Origin of the sequence: Providencia sp. PROV236 (genome assembly GCF_033676985.1) — a bacterium.
Lineage (GTDB): Bacteria > Pseudomonadota > Gammaproteobacteria > Enterobacterales > Enterobacteriaceae > Providencia > Providencia manganoxydans.
Genome location: NZ_CP096297.1, coordinates 218,490 through 239,972 on the forward strand (window position 1 = coordinate 218,490; position 21,483 = coordinate 239,972).

Sequence of the window (21,483 nt, forward strand, 5' to 3'; positions counted from 1 at the left end):
AATGACTCATAGGTACTGCAAGTTGCAGCGTTTTAGGTTGAGGTAGGTGACGACACTGACCTGCGTCAGTCACCGAGTATTTTTCGCGACGAGTGACTCATTCACTGGTCGCTTAGATGCATCTTGAATTGTTTAGAGTATAGAGCTTATATTGCAATTCTTGTATCAATAACGCGCTCAGCTTTACCTTGTGAGCGAGGAATATCGCCACAGTTTACAATGCTGATACGTGTACTAACCCCAACCATTGATTTTATGCGATGCTTAAGGTTATGACAGATGTTACAACGCTCATCATAAGTTAGAGCATCGGGCTGCTTTAATTCAACACGAATTGATAAGCTATCCATATTCCCTTTACGGCTGATTTCCAATTGATAATGTGGAGAAAGCTCCTTGAACTGCATGATTTGTTCTTCAATCTGCGATGGAAAAACATTCACGCCTCGTATAATCATCATGTCATCAGAACGTCCTGTAATTTTACCAATGCGACGCATATGACGATTAACGCCTGGCATTAGATGAGTTAAATCACGAGTTCGATAACGTATAACGGGCATAGCCTCTTTTGTAAGCGTAGTGAACACTAACTCACCATTGTCTCCAGCAGCCAAAGGTTGTAGTGTGTCTGGTGAAATGATCTCTGGGTAAAAATGATCTTCCCAGATAGTTGGCCCGCTTTCACCTGAATCGGCACACTCCATGGCAACGCCTGGCCCCATCACTTCTGACAGCCCATAAATATCAAGTGCTTTAATACCAAGACGCGTTTCAATTTCTGTTCTCAAAGCTTCAGTCCAAGGTTCTGCACCAAACACACCTAATCTTAGTGAGCACTTACTTGCATCTCCACCCATGATTTTTTCAAGTTCATCAATAATGCTGAGACAGTATGATGGTGTGACCATGATAACATCAGGCTTGAAATCAGCGATTAATTGCGCTTGTTTCTCTGTTTGCCCACCCGACATTGGGATCACGGCAGCACCAAGGCGTTCAGCACCATAATGAGCCCCTAAACCGCCGGTAAATAAGCCATAACCATAGGCAACATGAATTTTGTCACCTTTGCCCGCACCTGCTGAGCGTAGACTACGAGCAATCAAGTCGGCCCAATTATCAATATCCTGTTGTGTATAACCCACCACCGTTGGGCGCCCTGTTGTACCCGATGATGCATGGATACGAATGATTTGATTCATAGGAACCGCGAAGGTATTGAAGGGATAGTTTTCACGGAGATCTTGTTTCGTGGTATAAGGAAATTTTTCGATGTCGCTCAGTTGTTTAAAATCATCAGGGTGAACACCTGCATCATTAAATTTCTTGCGGTACATCGGTACATTTTCGTAAGCGTGAGTGAGTGTCCACTTCAGCCGTGATAGCTGTAAAGCTTCAATTTCATCTCTAGAAGCAAATTCAATTGAGTCGACGGTATGTTGTTGTTGAATGCTCATAATTGCTTATCCTTATAATTATTTGGATACTGCTTGTTTAAGCGTTACCTATAAACCGCGTTAAGCAGATAGGGGCACCGCTTAATGGCACAATGCAGCTGAGCCTGAAGTTTGCGATGTAGGGTTCAGGCCTTATATAAATGAATCGACTATCAGGTACAGACGGTGATTATTTGTCTAAACGCGTTCAATAATCATCGCTATCCCTTGACCGACCCCAATGCACATAGTGCACAGGGCAAAACGACCTTGTCGGCGATGCAGCTCATTAGTCGCCGTAATGGCTAATCTAGCGCCACTCATCCCAAGCGGATGGCCCAATGAAATAGCCCCACCGTTTGGATTAACCTGTGCAGCATCATCAGGGAGCCCTAAGCCCCTTAAGACCGCGAGTGCTTGCGCGGCGAAAGCTTCATTAAGTTCAATCACATCCATTTGTTCAATTGTGAGCCCAGCCATCTTTAGTACTTTCTGTGCTGCTGGCAGTGGCCCAATGCCCATCAGCCGTGGTTCTACACCACAGGTTGCTGTGGCGATGATGCGTGCTTTAGGTACTAACCCTTGCGTATTGGCGGTTTCTTGCGAAGCGATGATCAGTGCTGCCGCGCCATCATTTACCCCAGATGCATTACCTGCGGTGACTGAACCATTGTGGCGAAAAGGGGTTTTGAGTTTTTGTAGTTGTTCCCAAGTCGTTTCTGGGCGCGGGTGTTCATCTTCAGTGACGACAATGTCACCTTTACGGTGTGTGATGGTGATAGGCACAATCTCTTGTGCAAAAATACCTTTTTGCCGTGCTTGTTCAGTACGTTGTTGACTGCGTAAGGCAAAGTGATCTTGATCAGCTCGGCTGATAGCGTACTCTTGCGCAACGTTTTCTGCGGTTTCAGGCATTGAATCTGTCGCAAATTGCTGCTCCATCAATGGATTGATAAACCGCCAACCAATCGTGGTATCAAACAACTGTGGTTGCCGAGAGAAAGCGGATTCTGCCTTGCTCATCACGAAAGGGGCTCGACTCATCGATTCAACTCCCCCTGCAATCATTAAGTTTGCTTCGCCTGATTTGATACTTCTAGCAGCCAAGGCTATCGCATCAAGCCCTGAGCCACACAATCGGTTAATTGTTGTACCAGAGACGGATAATGGAAGGCCTGCTAATAAACCTGCCATTCTTGCGACATTACGGTTGTCTTCTCCCGCCTGATTGGCACAGCCTAATATGATGTCATCAGTAAGTGACCAATTAAGTTGTGGTTGCCTTTCCATTAATGCTTTTAACGGTAAAACAGCAAGATCATCAGGGCGTAAAGAGGACAGAGCACCACCATAACGGCCGATTGGAGTTCTTACCCCATCACAAATAAAAGCATCTCTCATAACTTTTCCTCTACTAAGTGGTGGCCGAGGCGGTGAGCACGTCCGGAGAACCAAGCTAAGGTTTTTCCGTGTTGATTGATGACTTCAACCTCATATAGCCCAGTTCGTTTGCCTTGGTATTTCACTTGCGCAATCGCGGTTAGTGTATCGCCTTCAAAACTTGGGCGAATAAAATCAATCGAACAACTGGATGCAACAGCAGCAAGACCATGACTGTTACATGCATAAGCGAAAGCGGTATCTGCTAAGCTAAATAGTTGCCCCCCATGGCAGGTTTTATGGCCATTTAACATCTGTGATGTAATACACATGGACAGTTGCGCAAAACCTTCCGAAACCTGCTCAATGGACATTCCCATCGCTTTTGCACATGCATCATCTCGATACATAATCTGTGCCGATTGTTGTGCTAATGTCATATCTGTCGATGTATTCATTGAAGTTCCTTAGCGAATCGCGTTTGATGACCTGCCGCCAATTGCCTAAGTAATGGATTGGCTCGATAGCGACCATCACCATAAAATTCTGCGAGCTGTTCCAATGTATTAAGAATATTTTGCCAGCCAATCTCCGCTCCCCAAGTTAGAGGGCCTTTTGGGTAGTTAACGCCGTAACACATGGCGTTGTCGGTGTCTTCTGGGCTGGCAATTCCTTTATTTACTACGTCTAACGCTTCATTACATAGCATGGCAACTGTGCGCATGTTGAGTAAACTGGGGTAGTCAGGTAGCACGATCACATCCTTGTTCAATGATTGAAAAAAAGCGATAACAGTTTGATTTTCTTGCTGGCTGTTTTGTGCTGCGCAACTGATAGCAATAGCGGGTGCTTTGCCATAGTCAGCCGATAAATCAAATAGAACCACGCTTTGATTGTTTTTCTGTGCTTGAGAAGATGCTAATTCACCGTTGGTTAACATAACCATAACATCGCCAATAAAAAGTGTTGGATGCTTATGAGCATCACATTTGGATCCTTCGAGGCAGATCCCGTTTTGCCGCAATAATTGCGCAAATGTAGGTAAACTTTGCCAAGCGCCTCGAGCGGTGATTAAAAGTGAGTTGTTGTGAGGTATTTTTTCTGCAATTTTGGCATCAGGAAGCGGCGCGGCTTTATGATAATGATAAAACCCTCGGCCTGTTTTTCGGCCTAAATGTCCCGCTTGTACTAACTCAAGTTGTTCAAAAGAGGTTTGAAAGCGAGGATCATAGCCAAAGGCTTGAAAAATAGACTCGGTGACAGCATAGTTCACGTCATGACCGATAAGGTCAGTCAGTTGTAGTGGACCCATTGCAAAACCGCCCGCATCACGCAATACACTGTCTAGTGTTGCCGGAGCGGCAATTCGTTCTTCGAGTGCGCGTAGGGTTTCTGCATAAAAAGGGCGAGCGACTCGATTGACAATAAACCCAGGTGTTGAGCGGCAAACAACAGGGACTTTACCCCATGCAAGAGAGAGTGCTTTGAGCTGGTTCACCACCGATTCAGCAGTTTCCCTGCCACGGACCACTTCGACGAGCTTCATAATAGGCGCTGGATTGAAAAAATGTAGGCCTGCGAATCGTTCTGGGTGCTTGAGTTGGCTCGCAATTGCTGTAATCGATAGTGAGGAAGTATTGCTGGCGAAGAGGGTATTTTGATGGCAAATACCTTCAAGTTGATTAAAAATGGCTTGTTTAATGGTTAATTTTTCAGCAACGGCTTCAATCACTAGCTGTGCTGGCGCCAGTTCAGCCATGTTATGAACTAAGGTGAGTCGCGAAAGCAAGGATGTTGCTGCTTGAGCTGGCATTTTCCCTTGCTGAACGCGTTTATTCAAGCGTTCAGTTAAAGACTGTTTCGCTGTCTCAAGTGCCTGTGCATTGATATCAAAAAGTAAGACATTGTGTCCTGCATTAGCTGCAACTTGTGCTATGCCGATACCCATTGTTCCAGCGCCAATGACAGCAACAGTATTGATCATTGAAGTCATGTTAGTGCCCTTTAAATACAGGTTCGCGCTTATTTAAAAATGCGTTTACGCCTTCACGATAATCATCGCTGCGGCCGCCTAAACGTTGTAAATCGCGTTCAAGATCTAATTGCGCATCTAACGTATTGGTTGCGGCGCAATAGATAGCTTTTTTAATTAAACCCAACCCATAGGTCGGTTGTATTGCAAGATGTTGGGCTAATGCATTAACGGTCGCAGTGAGCTGATCATTTTCGGTGACTTGCCAAATCATTCCCCATTGAAGAGCTTGTTCTGCGCTGATTTTATCGCCAAGTAATGCCATTCCCATGGCTCGTGCATGCCCAACTAACTGAGGTAAAAACCAGCTGCCACCTGAATCGGGAACTAGGCCTAAGCGGCAAAAAGATTGAATAAAATTAGCGCTTTTGGCGGCAATTACGATATCGCCAGCTAATGCAATGGCAGCACCCGCACCCGCAGCGACACCATTTACTGCGCAGATAATCGGTTTGGGTAAATTAGTCATTCGACGAATGAGCGGGTTATAAAAGGTTTCAACCGAGTACCCTAAATCAGGGGCTTGGTCACTGGCCGTCACATTACGGTCGTTGAGATCTTGCCCTGCACAGAAACCACGTCCTGCACCAGTAATCACTAAACAGCGAACGGTTTCATCGCGTTCAGCTATTTTTAATGCTTCGCTTAATTGATGATGCATCTCATCATTGAAGCTATTGAGCCTGTCGGGGCGATTTAAGGTGATCGTTAATACGCCTTCTTGTTGCGTGGTTAATATCATGGCGCTGTCTTGCATGTTATTGTCCTGTAAATTTGGGCTGTCGTTTTTCAAAGAAGGCATTGATCCCTTCTTGGCGGTCATCGGTACCAGCTAACCCGACAAAATATTGGCGTTCGAGCTGCAAGCCATCAGTAAGTGACATTTCTTGAGCTGCATTAATCGCCGCTTTAGCGGCTTTCACTGCTAAGGGAGCGTGTGTTGCGATGCGTTGCGCAATTTTTTGTGCATATTCAACCACCAGACCATCAACACAAACTTGGCTTACAAGCCCTGCTTGTAAGGCTTGTTGCGCATCAATTGCGTTGCCAGTGAGGATCATTTGCATGGCAAGAGATTTCCCAACTCCACGCACTAGACGTTGTGTGCCACCCGCTCCCGGTATCAAACCTAATGTGATTTCAGGTAACCCAAAACGTGCAGATTCGCCTGCAATAGTGATATCGCTGGCGAGTACTAGCTCACAGCCAGCGCCTAATGCATAGCCATTCACAGCGCTAATGATCGGTTTTGTGATCTGATTAAAGCGGCGCCAAATAGCAGGGCGTTTATCTGTGATAGCGGAAGCAACGGTTTGTTGCTGTAGCTCTTTTAGGTCAGCTCCTGCTGCGAAAAAGCGTGAGTTACCCGTGATCAATATTGCACCAATCTCTGGATTGTTATCAGCCCGCTCAAGGTGCTCGACGAGTTGTTTTAGGCAATCCGTACTTAATGCGTTACGCACTTCTGGGCGGTTTAACGTTAATGTCAGTACGCGGTTGTTTGTGTGTGTGAGGATCCAATCTGTGTGCATATTGCCTCCTACACATCAAAATCGAGCACGACACCATCGCCTTTCGGCCATGATTGGCAGCTTAATATGTAGCCTTCAGCGATCTGATCGGGCTCTAGGCTATAATTCACCCCCATTTCAACTTCGCCTGAACGTAATTTGCATTTGCAGGTTGCGCAAACACCACCTTTGCATGCATAGGGCAGATCAGCTCCTTGACGCAATGCAGCATCAAGAATGCTGTCATCTTGACTATCCATGGTGATTGTCAATGTTCGTCCATCCAGTTGAAGGCTAACTTGCCGGTTATCAGAAGCGACAGCCGCTGGTGGCTTAAATTTTAGGGATGAAGTATTAAAACGCTCACTGTGGATATGATCTGAGTTCATCCCACATTCCGCCAATGTCAGCTGTACTTCATCCATCATGGCTTCAGGACCACATACAAAGGCGCGGTGGTACTGCTTGAAATTGAGTAGTTGCTGATCAAGTGCTATTAGCTGAGATTTATTAATGCGCCCACTGAGGAGCGGGCTTTCTTGTTGCTCTTGGCTGAATAAATAGAGCACTTGCAAACGTTGAGCAAAGCGATTTTTAAGATCGGCAATGACTTCTTTAAACATCACTGAGCGACTATTTTTATTGCCATAAATTAAAGTCACATGGCTATATGGCTCGGTTTGCAGAGTGGATTTAATGATGGAAAGCAGCGGTGTGATCCCAGACCCCGCAGCAATAGCAAGATAACGAGCTCGGGTATTGGCTTCAGGTTGGTAGCCAAACTTTCCTTGTGGGATCATCACATCAAGGCTATCCCCGACATTCAGTTGTTGGTTAATAAAATTTGAAAAGCGTCCTTCATAAATGGCTTTAACACCAATTTTTAATGTGTTTTCATCTGGTGAGCTACAAATGGAGTAGCAACGGCGCAAATCTTCGCCATTAATTAACGCTTTAAGAGTAAGGTGCTGTCCTGGGCGATAGTGATAGTGTTTGCGCAAGCTATCGGGGACATTAAATGTCACAGCCACCGCATCGGGGGTGTCACGTTCAATAGCGGCAATACTTAAGCGGTGAAATACAGTCATAATGTGCCCTTAAATACATTTAAAGTAATCAAAAGGTTCAAAGCATTCGCGGCAGCGATATAAGGCTTTACAGGCTGTAGAGCCAAACTCGCTAATTTTTTCAGTTTGTTGGCTATCACAGCGTGGGCAACGGATTGGCCCCGAGTGCTCTGGATGTTCACAAGATTTCCCCACCGGTGGGGCAATACCAAAATCGCGTAGGCGCTGTTTGGCGTTTTGATTCATCCAATCGGTTGTCCATGCAGGGGTGAGTACGACTTCGATTTCTATATTTGAAAAACCAGCATGGTGTAAAACCTGTTTTATTTCATTGAGTAAAAATTCTGTTGCAGGACAACCTGAATAAGTGGGTGTAAAAAGTACTTTCCAGCCATTGGATGTTGCGAGCACGTTGCGGATCATGCCAAGATCGGTAATTGAGAGTGCTGGCAATTCTGGATCGGGTATTTGCTGTAATTGTTGCCAAATTTGATGAAGTTGTGGCGATTGTAGGCCATTCAGGGATTGTCTCTGTTCCATAGCATCACCAGTCACAATTAGGATAAGCGCGCTGAACAAATTGCAACTCGGTTAAAAGGATACCTAGATGCTCAGTGTGATTGCCTTGTTTGCCGCCTGTTCGATAGGCATGTTGCTGAGGTAACGTTAAGGTTGCTTGTTCAAACGTTTCATTAATAGTGGTTAGCCATTGTGGCTGTATGCTGCGAGGGTCGACGGCAATCCCAATTTCAGCGAGTCCAATTTCAATATCATCGGCATGGAACAGCTCGCCAGTAAAGCGCCATAACTGATTGACTGATTGTTGGATTTTTTGGTGACTTTCTTCGCTGCCATCACCCAAACGGATCATCCAATGGCGACTAAAGCGCAAGTGATAGAGGGCTTCTTTCAATGATTTTTCGGCAATAGCGGCAAGTTGTGGATCTGCGCTGTGAGTCAGTGCTTGATACAGCGGTACGTGATAGGCATCAATAAAAAATTGGCGTACCAGTGTGTCATTAAAACCCCCATTGGGCTGCTCGACCAGTAATAGGTTACAGAATTCACGTTCATCACGCAGAAAGGCTATCTTGTCTTCATCAGACTCATCCCCTGCAAGCGTCGCCGCATAGCTGAGAAAATTTCTGGCTTGTCCCAGTAAATCTAAGCCAATGTTTGATATAGCGAGGTCGATTTCTAGCTCAGGGGCGTGGCCACACCATTCACAGAGGCGTTGCGCTAAGACTAAAGGAGTATCGCCTTGTCGTAAGACATATTGTTTGAGTGCTTCGTGCTGGTTCATTTTTCACCTTCACATATTTTTGATGCCATCAGGGATGGTGTAGAAAGTGGGATGGCGATAAACCTTAGTATCAGCCGGATCAAAGAATGTGCTTTTATCTTCTGGTTGTGAGGCAATTAAGTATGTGGCTTTGACTACCCATACTGAGCAGCCTTCGCTACGACGTGTATAGGCATCTCTAGCATTCTCTAATGCCATTTGATCATCGGCAGCATGTAGGCTGCCAACATGGCGGTGTGCGAGTCCCTGCTTGCTACGAACAAAAACTTCATATAATGGCCAGTCTTGATTGCTCATTATTTTTTCCTTTTTTTTCAATTCCATAGTCTAAGTAATTTCAGATGTCGTTAGGCAATAATTGAATAAGTCGCTAGCGGCCTAGTAAGCACTGTGACTGTAGCCAACAACACTGCAATTTAAAGTTAAGCGGCAGCTTGAATGGCTTGTTGCTTTTGACTGTATGCCATCGCGCCTTCACGAACCCATGCGCCGTCTTCCCAAGCTTTTCGTTTGGCTTCAACACGTTCGTAATTACAGATACCTTCACCTTTAATCACTTGATAAAACTCTTCCCAGTCAATTTCGCCAAAGCGATAGTGGCCAATTGACTCATCCCATTGCAGATCAGGATCAGGGATCGTCATTCCGAGTGCTTCAACTTGAGGAACTGTGTTATCAACAAACTTTTGGCGTAGCTCATCGTTACTAAATCGTTTAATTTTCCATGCCATGCTTTGCGCACTGTGTGGCGAATCACTGTCATTGGGGCCGAACATCATCAGTACTGGCCACCAAAAACGATTAATAGCATCTTGTAACATGGCTTGTTGTTGTGGAGTGCCATTGGCAAGCACGGTGACAGCTTCATAACCTTGGCGCTGATGAAAACTCTCTTCTTTGCAAATTTTCACCATAGCGCGAGCGTAAGGGCCGTATGAAGCTCGGCATAATGCAACTTGGTTTACGATGGCAGCACCATCAACTAGCCAACCAATTACGCCAACATCTGCCCAATTGAGAGTGGGGTAGTTAAAAATCGAAGAGTATTTCATTTTGCCATCAAGCATCTTTTGGTAGATGTCTTGGCGTGAGCAGCCAAGGGTTTCAGCAGCACTGTAGAGATAGAGACCGTGCCCTGCTTCATCTTGAATTTTGGCTAATAGAATCGCTTTACGCCGTAGCGTTGGAGCACGAGTTAACCAATTTGCTTCAGGTAACATACCAATAACTTCCGAGTGAGCATGTTGGCCTATCTGACGGATCAGGTTTTTCCTGTAGGCATCGGGCATCCAATCTTTTGGTTCGATATTGATGTCGGCTTCGAGTTTATTTTCGAAGTTTTCTTGATATTGATTATCCATTTTTTCACCTAAGATGATTCGAATTTTAACTCATTAAAATAAAAATGAATCATAATTAATTAACATTAATGCTAGGAATCGTTAACAAATAAATCAATGTTGATTGTTTGTGTTTTGCGATGAAGCTCACAATGATAATTTTGAATTCTTTTAAATTCAATTGATTGGATTATCCTTGAGGCGATATTATGAGGGGGTTTTGAGTTGTTTTAATTAATTTTGTTTCTGACTTGTTAAATTTTATTGGTATCTAAGCTTAATTTTATGATACATATTTTAGTATCAATGTTGATTATTGTTTTCTTTTGGGGGCGTAATGCAGCAATTAACAAGTTATATAATGGGTCAATGGTTATTTGGTCAGGGTGAAAGCCGTAAGATTTATCATGCATTGACCGGTGAAGCTCTATATGAAGTGTCGACAGAGGGTTTACCATTAGTTGATAGTCTCGCTTATGGGCGCAAACATGGTGGTGACGCATTGGCTGCCATGACATTTCAGCAACGCGGGCAAATGCTTAAGGCCGTCGCTAAATATTTATTAGAGCGTAAGGATTATCTTTATGAGATATCGGCACAAACAGGCGCAACAAAGGTGGATAGCTGGGTAGATATTGAAGGGGGGATTGCAACACTGTTTGCTTTTTCAGGGCTAGCAAATCGTGAGCTACCAGACGATACCATTTGGCCTGAAGATGAGATGATCCCTTTATCCAAACAAGGGCAGTTTATTGCACGTCATATCTTAACTTCTCGTCGTGGTGTCGCCTTACACATTAATGCGTTTAACTTTCCTTGTTGGGGGATGTTAGAAAAGCTCGCGCCCACTTGGTTAGCCGGCGTCCCTGCGATTATCAAACCTGCAACTGCCTCAGCTCAATTAACACAAGCGATGGTAAGTTTAATTGTTGAAAGTGGGTTGGTGCCCGAAGGTGCAATACAGCTAATTTGCGGCGGTGTGGGTGAGATATTTGAACATCTTGATTTTGAAGATGTTGTGACATTTACAGGTTCGGCGGCAACTGGGCAAAAATTAAAATCCCATCCACGGTTACGCGAAAAATCCATTCCTTTCACGATGGAAGCAGATTCCCTTAATTGTGCCATTCTTGGGGTGGATGTGCAGCCAGAGCAACCTGAGTTTTCTTTATTTATTAAAGAAATAGTACGTGAAATGACATCAAAGTCTGGACAAAAATGTACTGCTATCCGTCGTATCATTGTGCCCGGATCTCAATTGGAAGCTGTCAAGCAGGCGCTATTGCATCGTTTGTCAGGTATCACTGTTGGTGATCCTGCGGTAGAAGGCGTTCGTATGGGGGCGTTGATTAACCAAGAGCAACGCGATGATGTGCAAGAAAAAGTTCTTTTCTTGCAACAAAATGGCTGTGAAATACTGTGTGGTGGAACAACTCAAGGCGTCAACATCATAGGTGGCGATATTCATACAGGGGCATTTTACCCTCCGACCTTGCTATATTGTGCCGATCCTTATACGCATCGAGCAGTACATGAAACGGAGGCTTTTGGCCCTGTTGCGACATTGATGAGTTATCAGACTACGGAGCAAGCTGTTGAGCTCGCGATTATGGGAGAAGGAAGCCTTGCTGGAACTGTGGTTACGGCAGAAGCATCCGTCGCTCAAGAGGTTATTCGTCATAGTGCTAGAGCACATGGGCGAATGTTGATCCTTAATGAGGCAGCGGCGACGGAATCGACAGGCCATGGTTCCCCGCTTCCTTTGTTAGTGCATGGTGGTCCCGGTAGAGCGGGTGGCGGTGAAGAGCTAGGTGGGTTAAGAGCCGTTAAACACTATATGCAACGGACCGCTATTCAAGGGAGTCCATCAATGTTGACCGCAGTGACTAAGCAATGGAGTCGTGGCGCTGAAGTGTATGCAGACCCAGTACATCCATTTAGAAAATATTTTGAAGATTTAGTCATTGGCGACACATTATTAACTGCCAGACGTACTGTATCGGAAGCCGATTTAGTCAATTTTGCTTGCCTAAGTGGTGATCATTTTTATGCTCATATGGATAAAATAGGCGCTGCGCAGTCACTGTTTGGTGAACGTGTCGCTCATGGTTACTTTGTGGTATCCGCGGCAGCTGGTTTATTTGTTGATGCAGCCGTTGGTCCTGTGATCGCTAACTATGGAATGGAAAATCTACGTTTTATTGAACCAGTGAAAATTGGCGACACAATTCAAGTACGTTTAACCTGTAAGAAGAAAATTAAAAAGGCGCAAAAAACGCAAGAAGATAAGCCAAACGGTGTGGTTGAGTGGGATGTTCAGGTATTCAACCAACATGGTGTGGTAGTTGCGCTATATAGTATTCTGACGTTAGTTGAGCGTCGTGAAGGGGATTTTGTGTAGTAGTGACGGCTATCGATAAGGAAAAAACTTTTGTGTACGATAAACACAAGGTTTTTTCCTTAGATTGTATTACTTAGTGATAAATTGCGCTTGGTTGAGCTGGCTCAGCGCGTTATTCACAGCAAAAATTTCGCCTCTGACTTCAGGGACGCCAAAGGATTTTAAACGGGCGCTGTGTTTTTCAAGATAGGCTTGAGCTTGTTGTGGTGAAGCAAATAGATAGATACCCCCTGCTTTTTGTGTAGAGGGATTTTCTGTCCATATCTTCCAAATAAAGCCTGGCTCTTGATTAATCGATCCTGCGAGTTCTTCCATTGCGCTTGCCATTTCATCACCCCAAGGTCCCTGATAGGGGAAATCAACTTGTAAAATAACCTGCATAATCACTCCTGTTTGATTTTCTGTTTGCTGTGCACAGTATACTGATTAAGTGAAATTATTACTTTGATGATTAATGGTTTTTCAAGCTGTCACGTTTACTGGCTTCAAATGCTTCTAACGTGTTCAAACGAGCTTGTTTATGGTCAACAATCGGTTTTGGATAGTTCAGTTTAAGTTGATTTGATTCAGCCCATTCATGGGGGGAGTGAATATATTTATCGGGTACTGCCTGTAGTTCAGGTAACCATTGGCGAATAAACTCACCTTGTGGATCAAATTTTTTGCCTTGGGTCGTTGGGTTGAAAATGCGAAACCAAGGTTGTGCATCGGTACCTGTTGAAGCCGACCATTGCCAGCCACCATTGTTGGCGGCTAATGAGCCGTCGATCAACCGCTGCATAAAGTATTGTTCGCCAAGCCGCCAATCAATTAATAAGTCTTTGACAAGAAAACTCGCGGTGATCATTCTGAGTCGATTATGCATCCAACCAGTGGTATTGAGTTGGCGCATTGCGGCATCCACAATCGGGTAACCTGTTTGACCCTCTTGCCATGCTTTAAGTTGTTCTTTCGAGTTATTCCACTGAATGTACCGTGTCCATTCAATAAACGGTTGATGACGGCATAAACGGGGAAACGCCACTAGCATGTGGTGATAAAATTCACGCCAAATCAGTTCGTTTAGCCATGTAAATGCGCCACTATCGGGCGAATCAAAAACATGAGGGTTTTCAGCCAGTAAACGATTTAAGCATTGCCTAGGTGATAGGACACCAATAGCTAAATAGGGTGATAATTGGCTGGTTCCATCAATGGATGGGATATCGCGATGTTGTGAGTAATTTTTTACTTTCAGGCGACAAAATTGCCTTAGCTGCTGCCGTGCAGCATGCTCACCTGCGGGAAAATGTGGCGCAATATCAACAAAATCATAATCGAACAGGGTCGATACCGCTGGTACGGTCAGTTTTTCTCCTCTCGCCTGAGGAGCAGGAGCTGAGTGGTAATCGGTTGTGACGAGCTGTGTGATAAAAGCGCGACGAAATGGTGTATAGACTTGGTACATCTCACCTTTTTGGTTTGTCACTGAAGTAGGGGGTAACAACAGTGCATCATCAAAGGCATGAACATGAAAAGATGTAGATTGATTAATTAGCCATTGGTCTCGTTGCTGTTCATTCAGTTCGTATTGGCGATTAAAAAACACGTGGTCGGCTTGTTGTTGCTGGGCAAAATCAAGCACCCACTGCGCTGCTTGTGTGAAATCAGAAACGGTATGGCAAATTAAAGGGATCGCTAACTGCGCCAGTGAATGGCGTAACTCAAGTAAGTTCTGATGAATAAAAGTAATTTGTCGTGGTGAGAGATCATGTGCTCGCCATTGTTCCGGCGTGGCGGTAAACACGGCGAGCACGTTTGCTTCAGGATCAGCACAAGCAGATGATAACGCTTTATTATCGGTAACTCTTAAGTCGTTACGAAACCAGACTATATGACAAGCCCGTTTTTTCGTCATCATCTACTCCTTTCTTAGCTTGGTGCTTAATCCAATTTTGGGTGCTGGTTGATTAACGATTGACGTTTTTTCTCAAGTTCAGCAATTTGTTGTTCAATATCTTCAACTTTTTGTTCGATATTGTCATAGTGCTCGTTTAAAATTTCTTTCGCTTCTGCGCGGTCAGATGCTGCCGGTGTGGCCCCTCGAAGTGGTTTATTGGCAGTTTCTGGCATTCTGATCCCAGTATACAAACCAATCAGTGCGATAACCATCAAATAGAAGGCTGGCATGTACAGATTATTGGTTGATTCAACTAACCAAGCTGCAACCGTTGGCGTGGCACCAGCAATCAAGACCGAAATATTAAAGGCAATTGCAAGGGCGCTATAACGAATATGCGTTGGGAAAATCGCGGGTAAAATTGACGCCATTACCCCAGTAAAACAGTTAAGTAAAACAGCTAAAATCAGTAAGCCAACAAAAATCAGACCAACAGAGCCGCTGTCAATCAGCATAAAGGCTGGGTAAGCTAAAATAAGCAAACCTACACTACCTGCAATGACGAATGGACGACGACCAATTTTATCACTGGTTAAGCCAATGATTGGTTGGACAAATAGCATACCTATCATGATAGCAATGATGATTAACACACCGTGGTCGGCTGAATAATTCAAGTTATGCGATAGGTAACTTGGCATATATGTCAATAACATATAGTAAGTTACGTTCGTTGCGATAACTAAGCCAACACAGATCATCAGGCTCTTCCAATATTTGGAGACCACTTCACGGAATGAAACCTTCGGTGGATTTTGAATGTTGGCTTTATCTTGTTTTTCTAATGTCTCGATATGCTGTTGGAATGCAGGGGTTTCTTCAAGTGCATGACGTAGATATAGGCCGATAATACCAAGTGGCAGTGCTAAGAAGAATGGAATTCTCCAACCCCACTCATGGAAGTTTTCTTCTCCAACGATACTTGAGATCAGCACAACAACACCGGCACCTAGGACGAAGCCCGCGATAGAACCAAAGTCTAACCAGCTGCCCATAAAGCCACGTTTACGGTCAGGAGAGTATTCGGCAACAAAGATAGCAGCGCCTGAGTACTCACCACCAACAGAGAAGCCTTGTGCTAATTTAGCTAGCAACAATAAGATCGGAGCCCAAATACCAATACTGGCATACGATGGTATTAAACCAATACAGAAGGTACTGACCGCCATAATAATAATGGTGACGGACAAGACTTTTTGTCGGCCATATTTATCACCTAAAATCCCAAAAACCACGCCACCTAATGGGCGGACGAGAAATGGCACGGAGAATGTGGCTAATGCGGCTATCATCTGGACGCTCGGTGATGCGCCAGGGAAGAAGACTTGGCCAAGTACGTAAGCTAAGAAGCCATATACACCAAAATCAAACCATTCCATCGCATTACCCAGCGAAGCAGCGGTGATTGCTTTTTTTAATTTACCATCATCAATAATGGTGATGTCGTTAATATTTAGTGGTTTTTCTTTTTTCTTTCTGAACTTCATAATGAAACCATCCTGTTATCTGAATTTCAAAAACGTGCGGGGCTACGTTATTAGACTAGTCATAACTCGCGGAACACATCAATAAATCAATCACTATTTTAAAAAGTCCTCAATATGGCATATGTCACGCTGAACTTTATTACTAATAATAAGGGTAGAACTATCGCTAATAATTGCGAGGGGAAATGTGAAGAACAGAGGAATAATGAGTGCAATTTTGTTGTAATAAATTGGGTAAAAAAAGCAAAATTGGAACCTTTATATGACCTAACATTCGAGCAATTGTATAATAATATCGATTAAATGTAAAATGCTGGCTATTTATGCTGATTAGTGCTGTTATTTTTGATGTTTAGTCTGAAAAGTGATATTTACATCTCTTACCCTTTTCGACTCATTAGATTTTTTCTACAGATATTTTTTCTGTTTATTTTACGCTTTGGCCTGCATTCGATAATTTAGAATATTTATTTGCCATTCTTAGTTTGTAATTTATTAAATAATTGTAAATATTATTTTTTTTGCCATGTTTAAGTTTAATTTAAAACTTAATTTATGCTGAACCTAGACTCTTCTTTTGATATTAGTGGATGATTATTCTGTTCTTATTGCCGATTGATTTTAGCTGGTAGGAACAGTCAATTTAATTAGTTACACTAGGTGCAGCATATAAATTAGTTTAATAAAAATGAAGTATTGCGGAGAGTGTATTATCAGCTTCCGTGAATGATTTTAACCTAATCTTGACTTTGAAAGAGTGCCACTATGAAAAAACAGACTGTCGCATCCTATGTCGCAAAAGTTCTAGATAACGCAGGTGTTAAGCGTATTTGGGGCGTTACTGGTGATTCACTAAACGGTTTAAGTGATAGCTTACGCCGCCTTGGAACCATTGAGTGGTTAGGCACTCGCCATGAAGAAGTTGCCGCGTTTGCAGCAGGCGCTGAAGCTCAAATGACAGGTGAACTCGCGGTTTGTGCGGGTTCTTGTGGTCCAGGTAACATGCACCTTATTAATGGGTTATATGATTGCCATCGTAACCGCGTGCCAGTATTGGCCATTGCTGCACATATCCCATCAAGTGAGATTGGTAGCAATTACTTCCAAGAAACTCACCCAACAGAGCTATTCCGTGAGTGCAGTCATTATTGTGAAATGATTTCTAACCCAGAGCAATTGCCACAAGTTCTCGGTATTGCAATGCGCAAAGCCATCCTAGAAAGAGGCGTTTCTGTGATCGTATTACCGGGTGATATCGCATTACGCGACGCGCCTGAGAATGCGGTTGATACATGGTATCAGCCACAGGCTCCATTGATCATGCCTCAGCACTCTGAAATTGCAAAATTGGCAGATGCACTAAATCAATCAACAAATATCACGCTGTTCTGTGGTGCTGGCTGTGCAGGCGCACACGATGAAGTGATCAAACTAGCGGAAACATTGAAAGCCCCAGTTGTACACGCATTACGTGGTAAAGAGCATATTGAATGGGATAACCCATATAGTGTAGGTATGACAGGGTTAATTGGTTTCTCATCTGGTTATCATGCCATGATGAATGCGGATACTGTGGTTTTATTAGGCACCCAATTCCCATATCGTCCGTTCTATCCGCAAGGCGCTAAGATCATTCAAATTGATATCAATGCAGGTAGCTTAGGCTCACATTGTCATATCGATATGGGTATGATTGGTGATATTAAAACGACGTTAACTGCATTACAGCCTCATTTAGACGTTAAACAAGATAGTCACCATCTAGATAGTGCATTGAAGCACTATGTTGAAGCGCGTAAAGGCTTAGATGATTTAGCAAAACCGGGTAAAGAAGGGGTTATTCATCCGCAATATTTGGCGAGCCGGATCAGCGAATTAGCTGATGATGATGCGGTTTTCACTTGTGATGTAGGAACGCCAACGGTTTGGGCTGCTCGTTATCTGAAAATGAACGGTAAGCGCCGTTTAATCGGCTCATTCAACCATGGTTCGATGGCCAATGCGATGCCACAAGCGATGGGTATTCAGTCTGTTGATAAAAAACGCCAAGTGATCACAATGAGTGGTGATGGTGGTTTCAGTATGCTGATGGGCGACATGCTATCACTGGCACAAATGAATCTACCGGTAAAAGTGGTTATTCTGAATAATGGTGTGCTCGGCTTTGTTGCCATGGAAATGAAAGTGGGTGGTTTCCTCACAGAAGGAACAGACTTACATAACCCTAACTTCGCTGCGGTAGCAAATGCAGCAGGTATCAAAGGGATCCGTGTTGAGAAAAGTGAAGACATTGATGCAGCGTTAAAAGAAGCTTTCGCACATGATGGCCCTGTAGTCGTGGATGTCGTTACGGCTAAACAGGAACTCTCTATGCCACCAACCATCAATGCACAAGAGGCGAAAGGCTTTAGTTTATATATGTTAAAAGCCATCCTCAGTGGCCGCGGTGATGAAGTCGTTGAGTTAGCAAAAACTAACTGGCTACGTTAATGTTCATACCCCAATCCGTTTTTCGGTTGGGGTATATACTCGTTATACTTTAAGTTGCAGGGTTGTTGACTACACTCAGCGAGTCGAGTCATAGAGTCTATCTATGCTCCCCGCCTATCTTCACTTGTCGCCTACCTGCATCTTGAATTATTTAGAGTATACCGGTCATGCTTGAAGATAGTGTGGGTGACTACGTTGAATAAGCCACCTCACCTATCTTTATTCATCACCCATTTGTATCTGGAATGATCCAGAGTATCGAGATCCGCCATGACTCATCGTGGTGGGTTCTAGTATCCTGCCGCAGACTGACTTCGCCATAAATGTGCCGCAACCAAAGCACGCCAAGGAGAAAACTCCGTTAACCATTTTTCAGTTTCTTTGGCTGTTGGCTGTGTTGCCATTTTTAATAAGGGTTGTAAGTTACGCCTCACCGCGACATCACCATGTAACGAGCCATCAAGGTAATTGAAACCGCGCAAAAGTGCATAGCTGACTGTCCATGGGCCAATACCTTTTAGGTTGAGGAGTTGGTTAGCCAGCTCTTGGTGATTGTTTTGATTTATTTGGACCGATAAATCGATCTGTTTGTCGATAATCGCAGCACAGAGGGCGCGGATCGCGACAATTTTCCCCGCAGAAAAACCCGTTTGCCGCAAGGTATCGTCGTCAGTCGCAGCGACCTGTTGCTCGTTAGGAAAGCACCAAATACCCGATGAGTGCATGCTCCCCGTTGCTTGAATAAAGCGTCGGCGTATTGCAATCGCGGCAGTGACACTGATTTGTTGGCCAATAATTGCCCATACTAAGGCTTCAAATGCACTAGCAGATTGATAGATACGTAGGCCTTGTTGATGTTGGATTAACTGACCAATGATTGGATGAGATAAATACTGCGTTTCGAACTGTTCAATCGCTTGTTGTAAGCCAAGCATGTGCTTGCCAATCTCTATCATTTTTTGATCATTGGCGATATTACTTGAGTCATCCACTTCTAGTTTGATAGTGGCCATTTGTTGGTCGATTGTAATAATCAGCTGCGCCGGCGAGTTATCCCAAAGTATGCCTTTACGTAGTACATTGTTTTCGACGATTTCTGCAATGTTTTGTCTATCTCTTAAATGAAATGCAAAAAAATCATCAGCGCGAAAATTTACAGGTAGAATAAGCGGTGAGATTGCAGTTGGCATGATGTGAGCCTTTATATTGTGATACAACGCATTTTGGCATGATTAATTTGGATTTCAAGCGTGTCATCTTACTTGAAAAGAGTTAGAGTTTATATTTGTCATACTTCAAGTTGCAGCGCTTTTCGTGAAGGTATAATGATTGCGCTCACTTGTGCTAGTCACGCCGTTTTCTATTTTACTAGCAACGAGTTCATTCGTAGCTTAAGCTGTGCCGTGAATTATTTAGAGTATAATAATCATAATATTTTGATGCTGTTGAATAAAACAAAGCAAGGATGTGATGATGAATGATTCAGAAGATTGCTCTGTACGTGAGGGTAGTAACAAGGCATTTCTTCAAGATATTCCGAATAAATCACCTACTGCCCGTGATGCTAAACCACCTTTAAAACCAGCAGGGTTAGGGGGATGGCTAATATTGCCAATGCTCGGGCTCATTGTGTCTTTGTTTTATTTGCCATTCTCATTCTGGGTAGCCTACGCAGATGTCTTTGAATATTGGAATTTGTTAACAGACCCAACATCCTCTTATTTTATGCCGTTATTTAAAGAACTAACGTATTTTGAGGTCATGGGTAATGTCATTCTTTATGGAACACTGCTATATCTTTGCTATCTGTTTTTCACGAAAAAGAAATTGGCGGTGAAAGTAATTATATTTTTCTACGTATTTTCACTGATATTAATCATTGCTGATGTTATTCTAGTCAAAGAGTTGCTTGCAGTTCCTGTCGATGACAAAGATGTGAAAGAGATTATTCGTGGTGCAGTGGTTTGTGCGATTTGGATCCCTTATTTTTTAACCTCTGTTAGAGTGAAAAATACATTTGTAAATTAACGATATAAACATTACGGCGGTTGAAAGGAGGGCGCATGATTTACTGTAAAAGAGTCTATGACCCAGTTTCGCCTGAAGATGGATACCGTGTACTGATTGACCGATTATGGCCGCGTGGAATAAAAAAAATCGATTTACAGTATGACGAGTGGAATAAAGCAGTTGCACCATCAAATGAATTGCGTAAATGGTTCCATCAACATCCAGATCAATTTGATAAATTTGTAGCGAGTTACTATCAAGAGCTAAATAATAATACGCAAGCGTGGGAAACTTTGGTGCAACAATCACAGCAAGGTAATCTGACATTATTGTATAGCGCAAAGGATAGGGTGCATAATCAAGCCAATGTGCTCAAGTCTTATCTAGAACATGGCATACCCATTATGCCTTAAGTTACGGTATTTCTCGTTGAGATATTCGTATCAGTCGCAGTGTTTTCTATACCCCTAGCGACTCGTTTATTTGTCGCCTAGCTGTATCTTGAATGGTTTAGAGTATATTAAGCAATAAGGTTATTAAAAAATGGATGTAAACCAGCCGACTGCTACAACGGCTCCACAAAAAGCACCACTACAGGGGATTGGTGGATGGCTTATTTTCCCTGTGATTGGTTTGTTTTATATGTTGTATCAAACCTTAATGATGGTGCTATTCGATATCAATCAAATCAAAACAGTGTGGCATTTAGTCACAAATGTTAATTCTGATTTTTATGTTAGTGGCTTTTCTACAGCGTTTTATTCATTACAAGCAGGCCATGGCATATTGGTTTTGTTATTAATATGGACGTTTGTTGCCGCACTAAAATGGCAAAAAAAAGCTAAAGTCTTATTTATTATATCTATGCTGTTATACAGTTTAATGATCATCGCTTCTCGTTTTGTATTTCCAAACTTTTTTGGTATTGAAGTCAAATATGGCTATATGATGACAGTAGTAAACAGTGTGTTTTATTGTTTTATTTGGATCCCATATCTCTTGGTTTCAGACAGAGTGAAACAGACGTTTATTCGCTAGCCTTGAATCAAAGCCGAAAGCTACAAAGCCCTCAAAATGAGGGCTA

The 21,483-nt window shown here is 43.4% G+C and carries 20 protein-coding genes; 5 read left to right on the forward strand and 15 right to left on the reverse strand.

Features of this window, described 5'->3' with window-relative positions; all coding sequences use genetic code 11:
* Positions 1–146: 146 nt before the first annotated feature.
* The 11 genes from paaK to paaA form a co-directional block, all read right to left on the reverse strand.
* Positions 147–1,460, reverse strand: coding sequence for a phenylacetate--CoA ligase PaaK (paaK, locus tag M1E96_RS00925; protein ID WP_140186311.1), 1,314 nt, complete (start codon positions 1,458–1,460; stop codon positions 147–149).
* Positions 1,461–1,637: 177 nt separating this feature from the next.
* Entirely contained in the window at positions 1,638–2,840 is a 1,203-nt protein-coding gene (pcaF, locus tag M1E96_RS00930; protein ID WP_272580522.1) for a 3-oxoadipyl-CoA thiolase, read from the reverse strand.
* Positions 2,837–3,277 carry a hydroxyphenylacetyl-CoA thioesterase PaaI gene (gene paaI, locus M1E96_RS00935; RefSeq protein ID WP_140186309.1) on the reverse strand — a complete coding sequence of 147 codons (441 nt, stop codon included), beginning with the start codon at positions 3,275–3,277 and terminating at the stop codon, positions 2,837–2,839. Before paaI ends, pcaF begins: the two co-directional genes overlap by 4 nt.
* Positions 3,274–4,812: a 3-hydroxyacyl-CoA dehydrogenase gene (locus M1E96_RS00940; RefSeq protein ID WP_337979735.1), complete on the reverse strand. Its 1,539-nt coding sequence runs from the start codon at positions 4,810–4,812 to the stop codon at positions 3,274–3,276. The genes paaI and M1E96_RS00940 overlap by 4 nt, the downstream gene beginning before the upstream one ends.
* A 1-nt stretch (position 4,813) precedes the next feature.
* A complete protein-coding gene (gene paaG, locus M1E96_RS00945) occupies positions 4,814–5,608 on the reverse strand; it encodes a 2-(1,2-epoxy-1,2-dihydrophenyl)acetyl-CoA isomerase PaaG (RefSeq protein WP_140179797.1) in 795 nt (264 codons plus the stop codon).
* A 1-nt stretch (position 5,609) separates the two neighbouring features.
* Positions 5,610–6,383 (reverse strand): 2,3-dehydroadipyl-CoA hydratase PaaF, encoded by a 774-nt coding sequence (gene paaF / locus M1E96_RS00950; protein WP_140179741.1) that lies wholly within the window; start codon positions 6,381–6,383, stop codon positions 5,610–5,612.
* Between the two features lie 8 nt (positions 6,384–6,391).
* Positions 6,392–7,450 carry a 1,2-phenylacetyl-CoA epoxidase subunit PaaE gene (gene paaE, locus M1E96_RS00955; protein WP_272580519.1) on the reverse strand — a complete coding sequence of 353 codons (1,059 nt, stop codon included), beginning with the start codon at positions 7,448–7,450 and terminating at the stop codon, positions 6,392–6,394.
* Between the two features lie 9 nt (positions 7,451–7,459).
* Positions 7,460–7,969: a 1,2-phenylacetyl-CoA epoxidase subunit PaaD gene (paaD, locus tag M1E96_RS00960; RefSeq protein WP_272580518.1), complete on the reverse strand. Its 510-nt coding sequence runs from the start codon at positions 7,967–7,969 to the stop codon at positions 7,460–7,462.
* 4 nt (positions 7,970–7,973) lie between these two features.
* Positions 7,974–8,732, reverse strand: a complete 759-nt coding sequence (paaC, locus tag M1E96_RS00965; protein ID WP_272580517.1) for a 1,2-phenylacetyl-CoA epoxidase subunit PaaC — start codon at positions 8,730–8,732, stop codon at positions 7,974–7,976.
* Positions 8,733–8,741: 9 nt separating this feature from the next.
* Positions 8,742–9,029: a 1,2-phenylacetyl-CoA epoxidase subunit PaaB gene (paaB, locus tag M1E96_RS00970; RefSeq protein WP_070929492.1), complete on the reverse strand. Its 288-nt coding sequence runs from the start codon at positions 9,027–9,029 to the stop codon at positions 8,742–8,744.
* A 125-nt stretch (positions 9,030–9,154) separates the two neighbouring features.
* Positions 9,155–10,093, reverse strand: a complete 939-nt coding sequence (gene paaA / locus M1E96_RS00975; RefSeq protein WP_272580516.1) for a 1,2-phenylacetyl-CoA epoxidase subunit PaaA — start codon at positions 10,091–10,093, stop codon at positions 9,155–9,157.
* Positions 10,094–10,409: 316 nt separating this feature from the next.
* On the opposite strand from paaA, the gene paaZ reads away from it, so the two are divergent.
* Positions 10,410–12,473 carry a phenylacetic acid degradation bifunctional protein PaaZ gene (paaZ, locus tag M1E96_RS00980; protein WP_337979736.1) on the forward strand — a complete coding sequence of 688 codons (2,064 nt, stop codon included), beginning with the start codon at positions 10,410–10,412 and terminating at the stop codon, positions 12,471–12,473.
* A gap of 69 nt (positions 12,474–12,542) precedes the next feature.
* Here the strand turns inward: paaZ and M1E96_RS00985 are convergent, their stop codons facing one another.
* The 3 genes from M1E96_RS00985 to proP form a co-directional block, all read right to left on the reverse strand.
* On the reverse strand, positions 12,543–12,854 hold the full coding sequence (locus M1E96_RS00985; RefSeq protein ID WP_070929490.1) for a monooxygenase: 312 nt from the start codon (positions 12,852–12,854) through the stop codon (positions 12,543–12,545).
* A gap of 70 nt (positions 12,855–12,924) precedes the next feature.
* A complete protein-coding gene (gene phrB, locus M1E96_RS00990) occupies positions 12,925–14,370 on the reverse strand; it encodes a deoxyribodipyrimidine photo-lyase (RefSeq protein ID WP_272580514.1) in 1,446 nt (481 codons plus the stop codon).
* 26 nt (positions 14,371–14,396) lie between these two features.
* Complete coding sequence (gene proP, locus M1E96_RS00995; RefSeq protein WP_070929488.1) at positions 14,397–15,899, reverse strand: glycine betaine/L-proline transporter ProP; 1,503 nt, start codon at positions 15,897–15,899, stop codon at positions 14,397–14,399.
* A gap of 765 nt (positions 15,900–16,664) precedes the next feature.
* Here proP and poxB point away from each other — a divergent pair.
* Positions 16,665–18,389, forward strand: coding sequence for a ubiquinone-dependent pyruvate dehydrogenase (gene poxB, locus M1E96_RS01000; protein ID WP_272580513.1), 1,725 nt, complete (start codon positions 16,665–16,667; stop codon positions 18,387–18,389).
* Positions 18,390–18,679: 290 nt separating this feature from the next.
* Here the strand turns inward: poxB and M1E96_RS01005 are convergent, their stop codons facing one another.
* Positions 18,680–19,579: a DNA-3-methyladenine glycosylase gene (locus M1E96_RS01005; protein ID WP_319067907.1), complete on the reverse strand. Its 900-nt coding sequence runs from the start codon at positions 19,577–19,579 to the stop codon at positions 18,680–18,682.
* A gap of 283 nt (positions 19,580–19,862) precedes the next feature.
* Between M1E96_RS01005 and M1E96_RS01010 the strand changes: the two genes are divergently transcribed.
* The 3 genes from M1E96_RS01010 to M1E96_RS01020 all read left to right on the forward strand — a co-directional run bounded on the left by M1E96_RS01010 (position 19,863) and on the right by M1E96_RS01020 (position 21,437).
* Positions 19,863–20,417: a DUF2569 domain-containing protein gene (locus M1E96_RS01010; RefSeq protein ID WP_140186315.1), complete on the forward strand. Its 555-nt coding sequence runs from the start codon at positions 19,863–19,865 to the stop codon at positions 20,415–20,417.
* Positions 20,418–20,452: 35 nt separating this feature from the next.
* The gene (locus M1E96_RS01015; protein ID WP_272580511.1) at positions 20,453–20,812 is read left to right on the forward strand and encodes a DUF488 domain-containing protein; all 360 of its coding nucleotides are present in this window, start codon (positions 20,453–20,455) and stop codon (positions 20,810–20,812) included.
* 130 nt (positions 20,813–20,942) lie between these two features.
* The gene (locus M1E96_RS01020) at positions 20,943–21,437 is read left to right on the forward strand and encodes a DUF2569 family protein (RefSeq protein ID WP_140186298.1); all 495 of its coding nucleotides are present in this window, start codon (positions 20,943–20,945) and stop codon (positions 21,435–21,437) included.
* Positions 21,438–21,483: the final 46 nt, after the last annotated feature.

What these genes read in the sequence shown, in the direction of transcription:
- M1E96_RS00940 (WP_337979735.1), bottom strand. Translation starts at nt 4,812, where the DNA reads ATGACTTCAATGATCAATACTGTTGCTGTCATTGGCGCTGGAACAATG.
- M1E96_RS01020 (WP_140186298.1), top strand. Translation starts at nt 20,943, where the DNA reads ATGGATGTAAACCAGCCGACTGCTACAACGGCTCCACAAAAAGCACCA.
- poxB (WP_272580513.1), top strand. Translation starts at nt 16,665, where the DNA reads ATGAAAAAACAGACTGTCGCATCCTATGTCGCAAAAGTTCTAGATAAC.
- pcaF (WP_272580522.1), bottom strand. Translation starts at nt 2,840, where the DNA reads ATGAGAGATGCTTTTATTTGTGATGGGGTAAGAACTCCAATCGGCCGT.
- proP (WP_070929488.1), bottom strand. Translation starts at nt 15,899, where the DNA reads ATGAAGTTCAGAAAGAAAAAAGAAAAACCACTAAATATTAACGACATC.
- M1E96_RS01015 (WP_272580511.1), top strand. Translation starts at nt 20,453, where the DNA reads ATGATTTACTGTAAAAGAGTCTATGACCCAGTTTCGCCTGAAGATGGA.
- paaZ (WP_337979736.1), top strand. Translation starts at nt 10,410, where the DNA reads ATGCAGCAATTAACAAGTTATATAATGGGTCAATGGTTATTTGGTCAG.
- paaK (WP_140186311.1), bottom strand. Translation starts at nt 1,460, where the DNA reads ATGAGCATTCAACAACAACATACCGTCGACTCAATTGAATTTGCTTCT.
- paaE (WP_272580519.1), bottom strand. Translation starts at nt 7,450, where the DNA reads ATGACTGTATTTCACCGCTTAAGTATTGCCGCTATTGAACGTGACACC.
- M1E96_RS00985 (WP_070929490.1), bottom strand. Translation starts at nt 12,854, where the DNA reads ATGCAGGTTATTTTACAAGTTGATTTCCCCTATCAGGGACCTTGGGGT.
- M1E96_RS01005 (WP_319067907.1), bottom strand. Translation starts at nt 19,579, where the DNA reads ATGCCAACTGCAATCTCACCGCTTATTCTACCTGTAAATTTTCGCGCT.
- M1E96_RS01010 (WP_140186315.1), top strand. Translation starts at nt 19,863, where the DNA reads ATGAATGATTCAGAAGATTGCTCTGTACGTGAGGGTAGTAACAAGGCA.
- paaI (WP_140186309.1), bottom strand. Translation starts at nt 3,277, where the DNA reads ATGAATACATCGACAGATATGACATTAGCACAACAATCGGCACAGATT.
- paaG (WP_140179797.1), bottom strand. Translation starts at nt 5,608, where the DNA reads ATGCAAGACAGCGCCATGATATTAACCACGCAACAAGAAGGCGTATTA.
- paaD (WP_272580518.1), bottom strand. Translation starts at nt 7,969, where the DNA reads ATGGAACAGAGACAATCCCTGAATGGCCTACAATCGCCACAACTTCAT.
- phrB (WP_272580514.1), bottom strand. Translation starts at nt 14,370, where the DNA reads ATGACGAAAAAACGGGCTTGTCATATAGTCTGGTTTCGTAACGACTTA.
- paaC (WP_272580517.1), bottom strand. Translation starts at nt 8,732, where the DNA reads ATGAACCAGCACGAAGCACTCAAACAATATGTCTTACGACAAGGCGAT.
- paaA (WP_272580516.1), bottom strand. Translation starts at nt 10,093, where the DNA reads ATGGATAATCAATATCAAGAAAACTTCGAAAATAAACTCGAAGCCGAC.
- paaB (WP_070929492.1), bottom strand. Translation starts at nt 9,029, where the DNA reads ATGAGCAATCAAGACTGGCCATTATATGAAGTTTTTGTTCGTAGCAAG.
- paaF (WP_140179741.1), bottom strand. Translation starts at nt 6,383, where the DNA reads ATGCACACAGATTGGATCCTCACACACACAAACAACCGCGTACTGACA.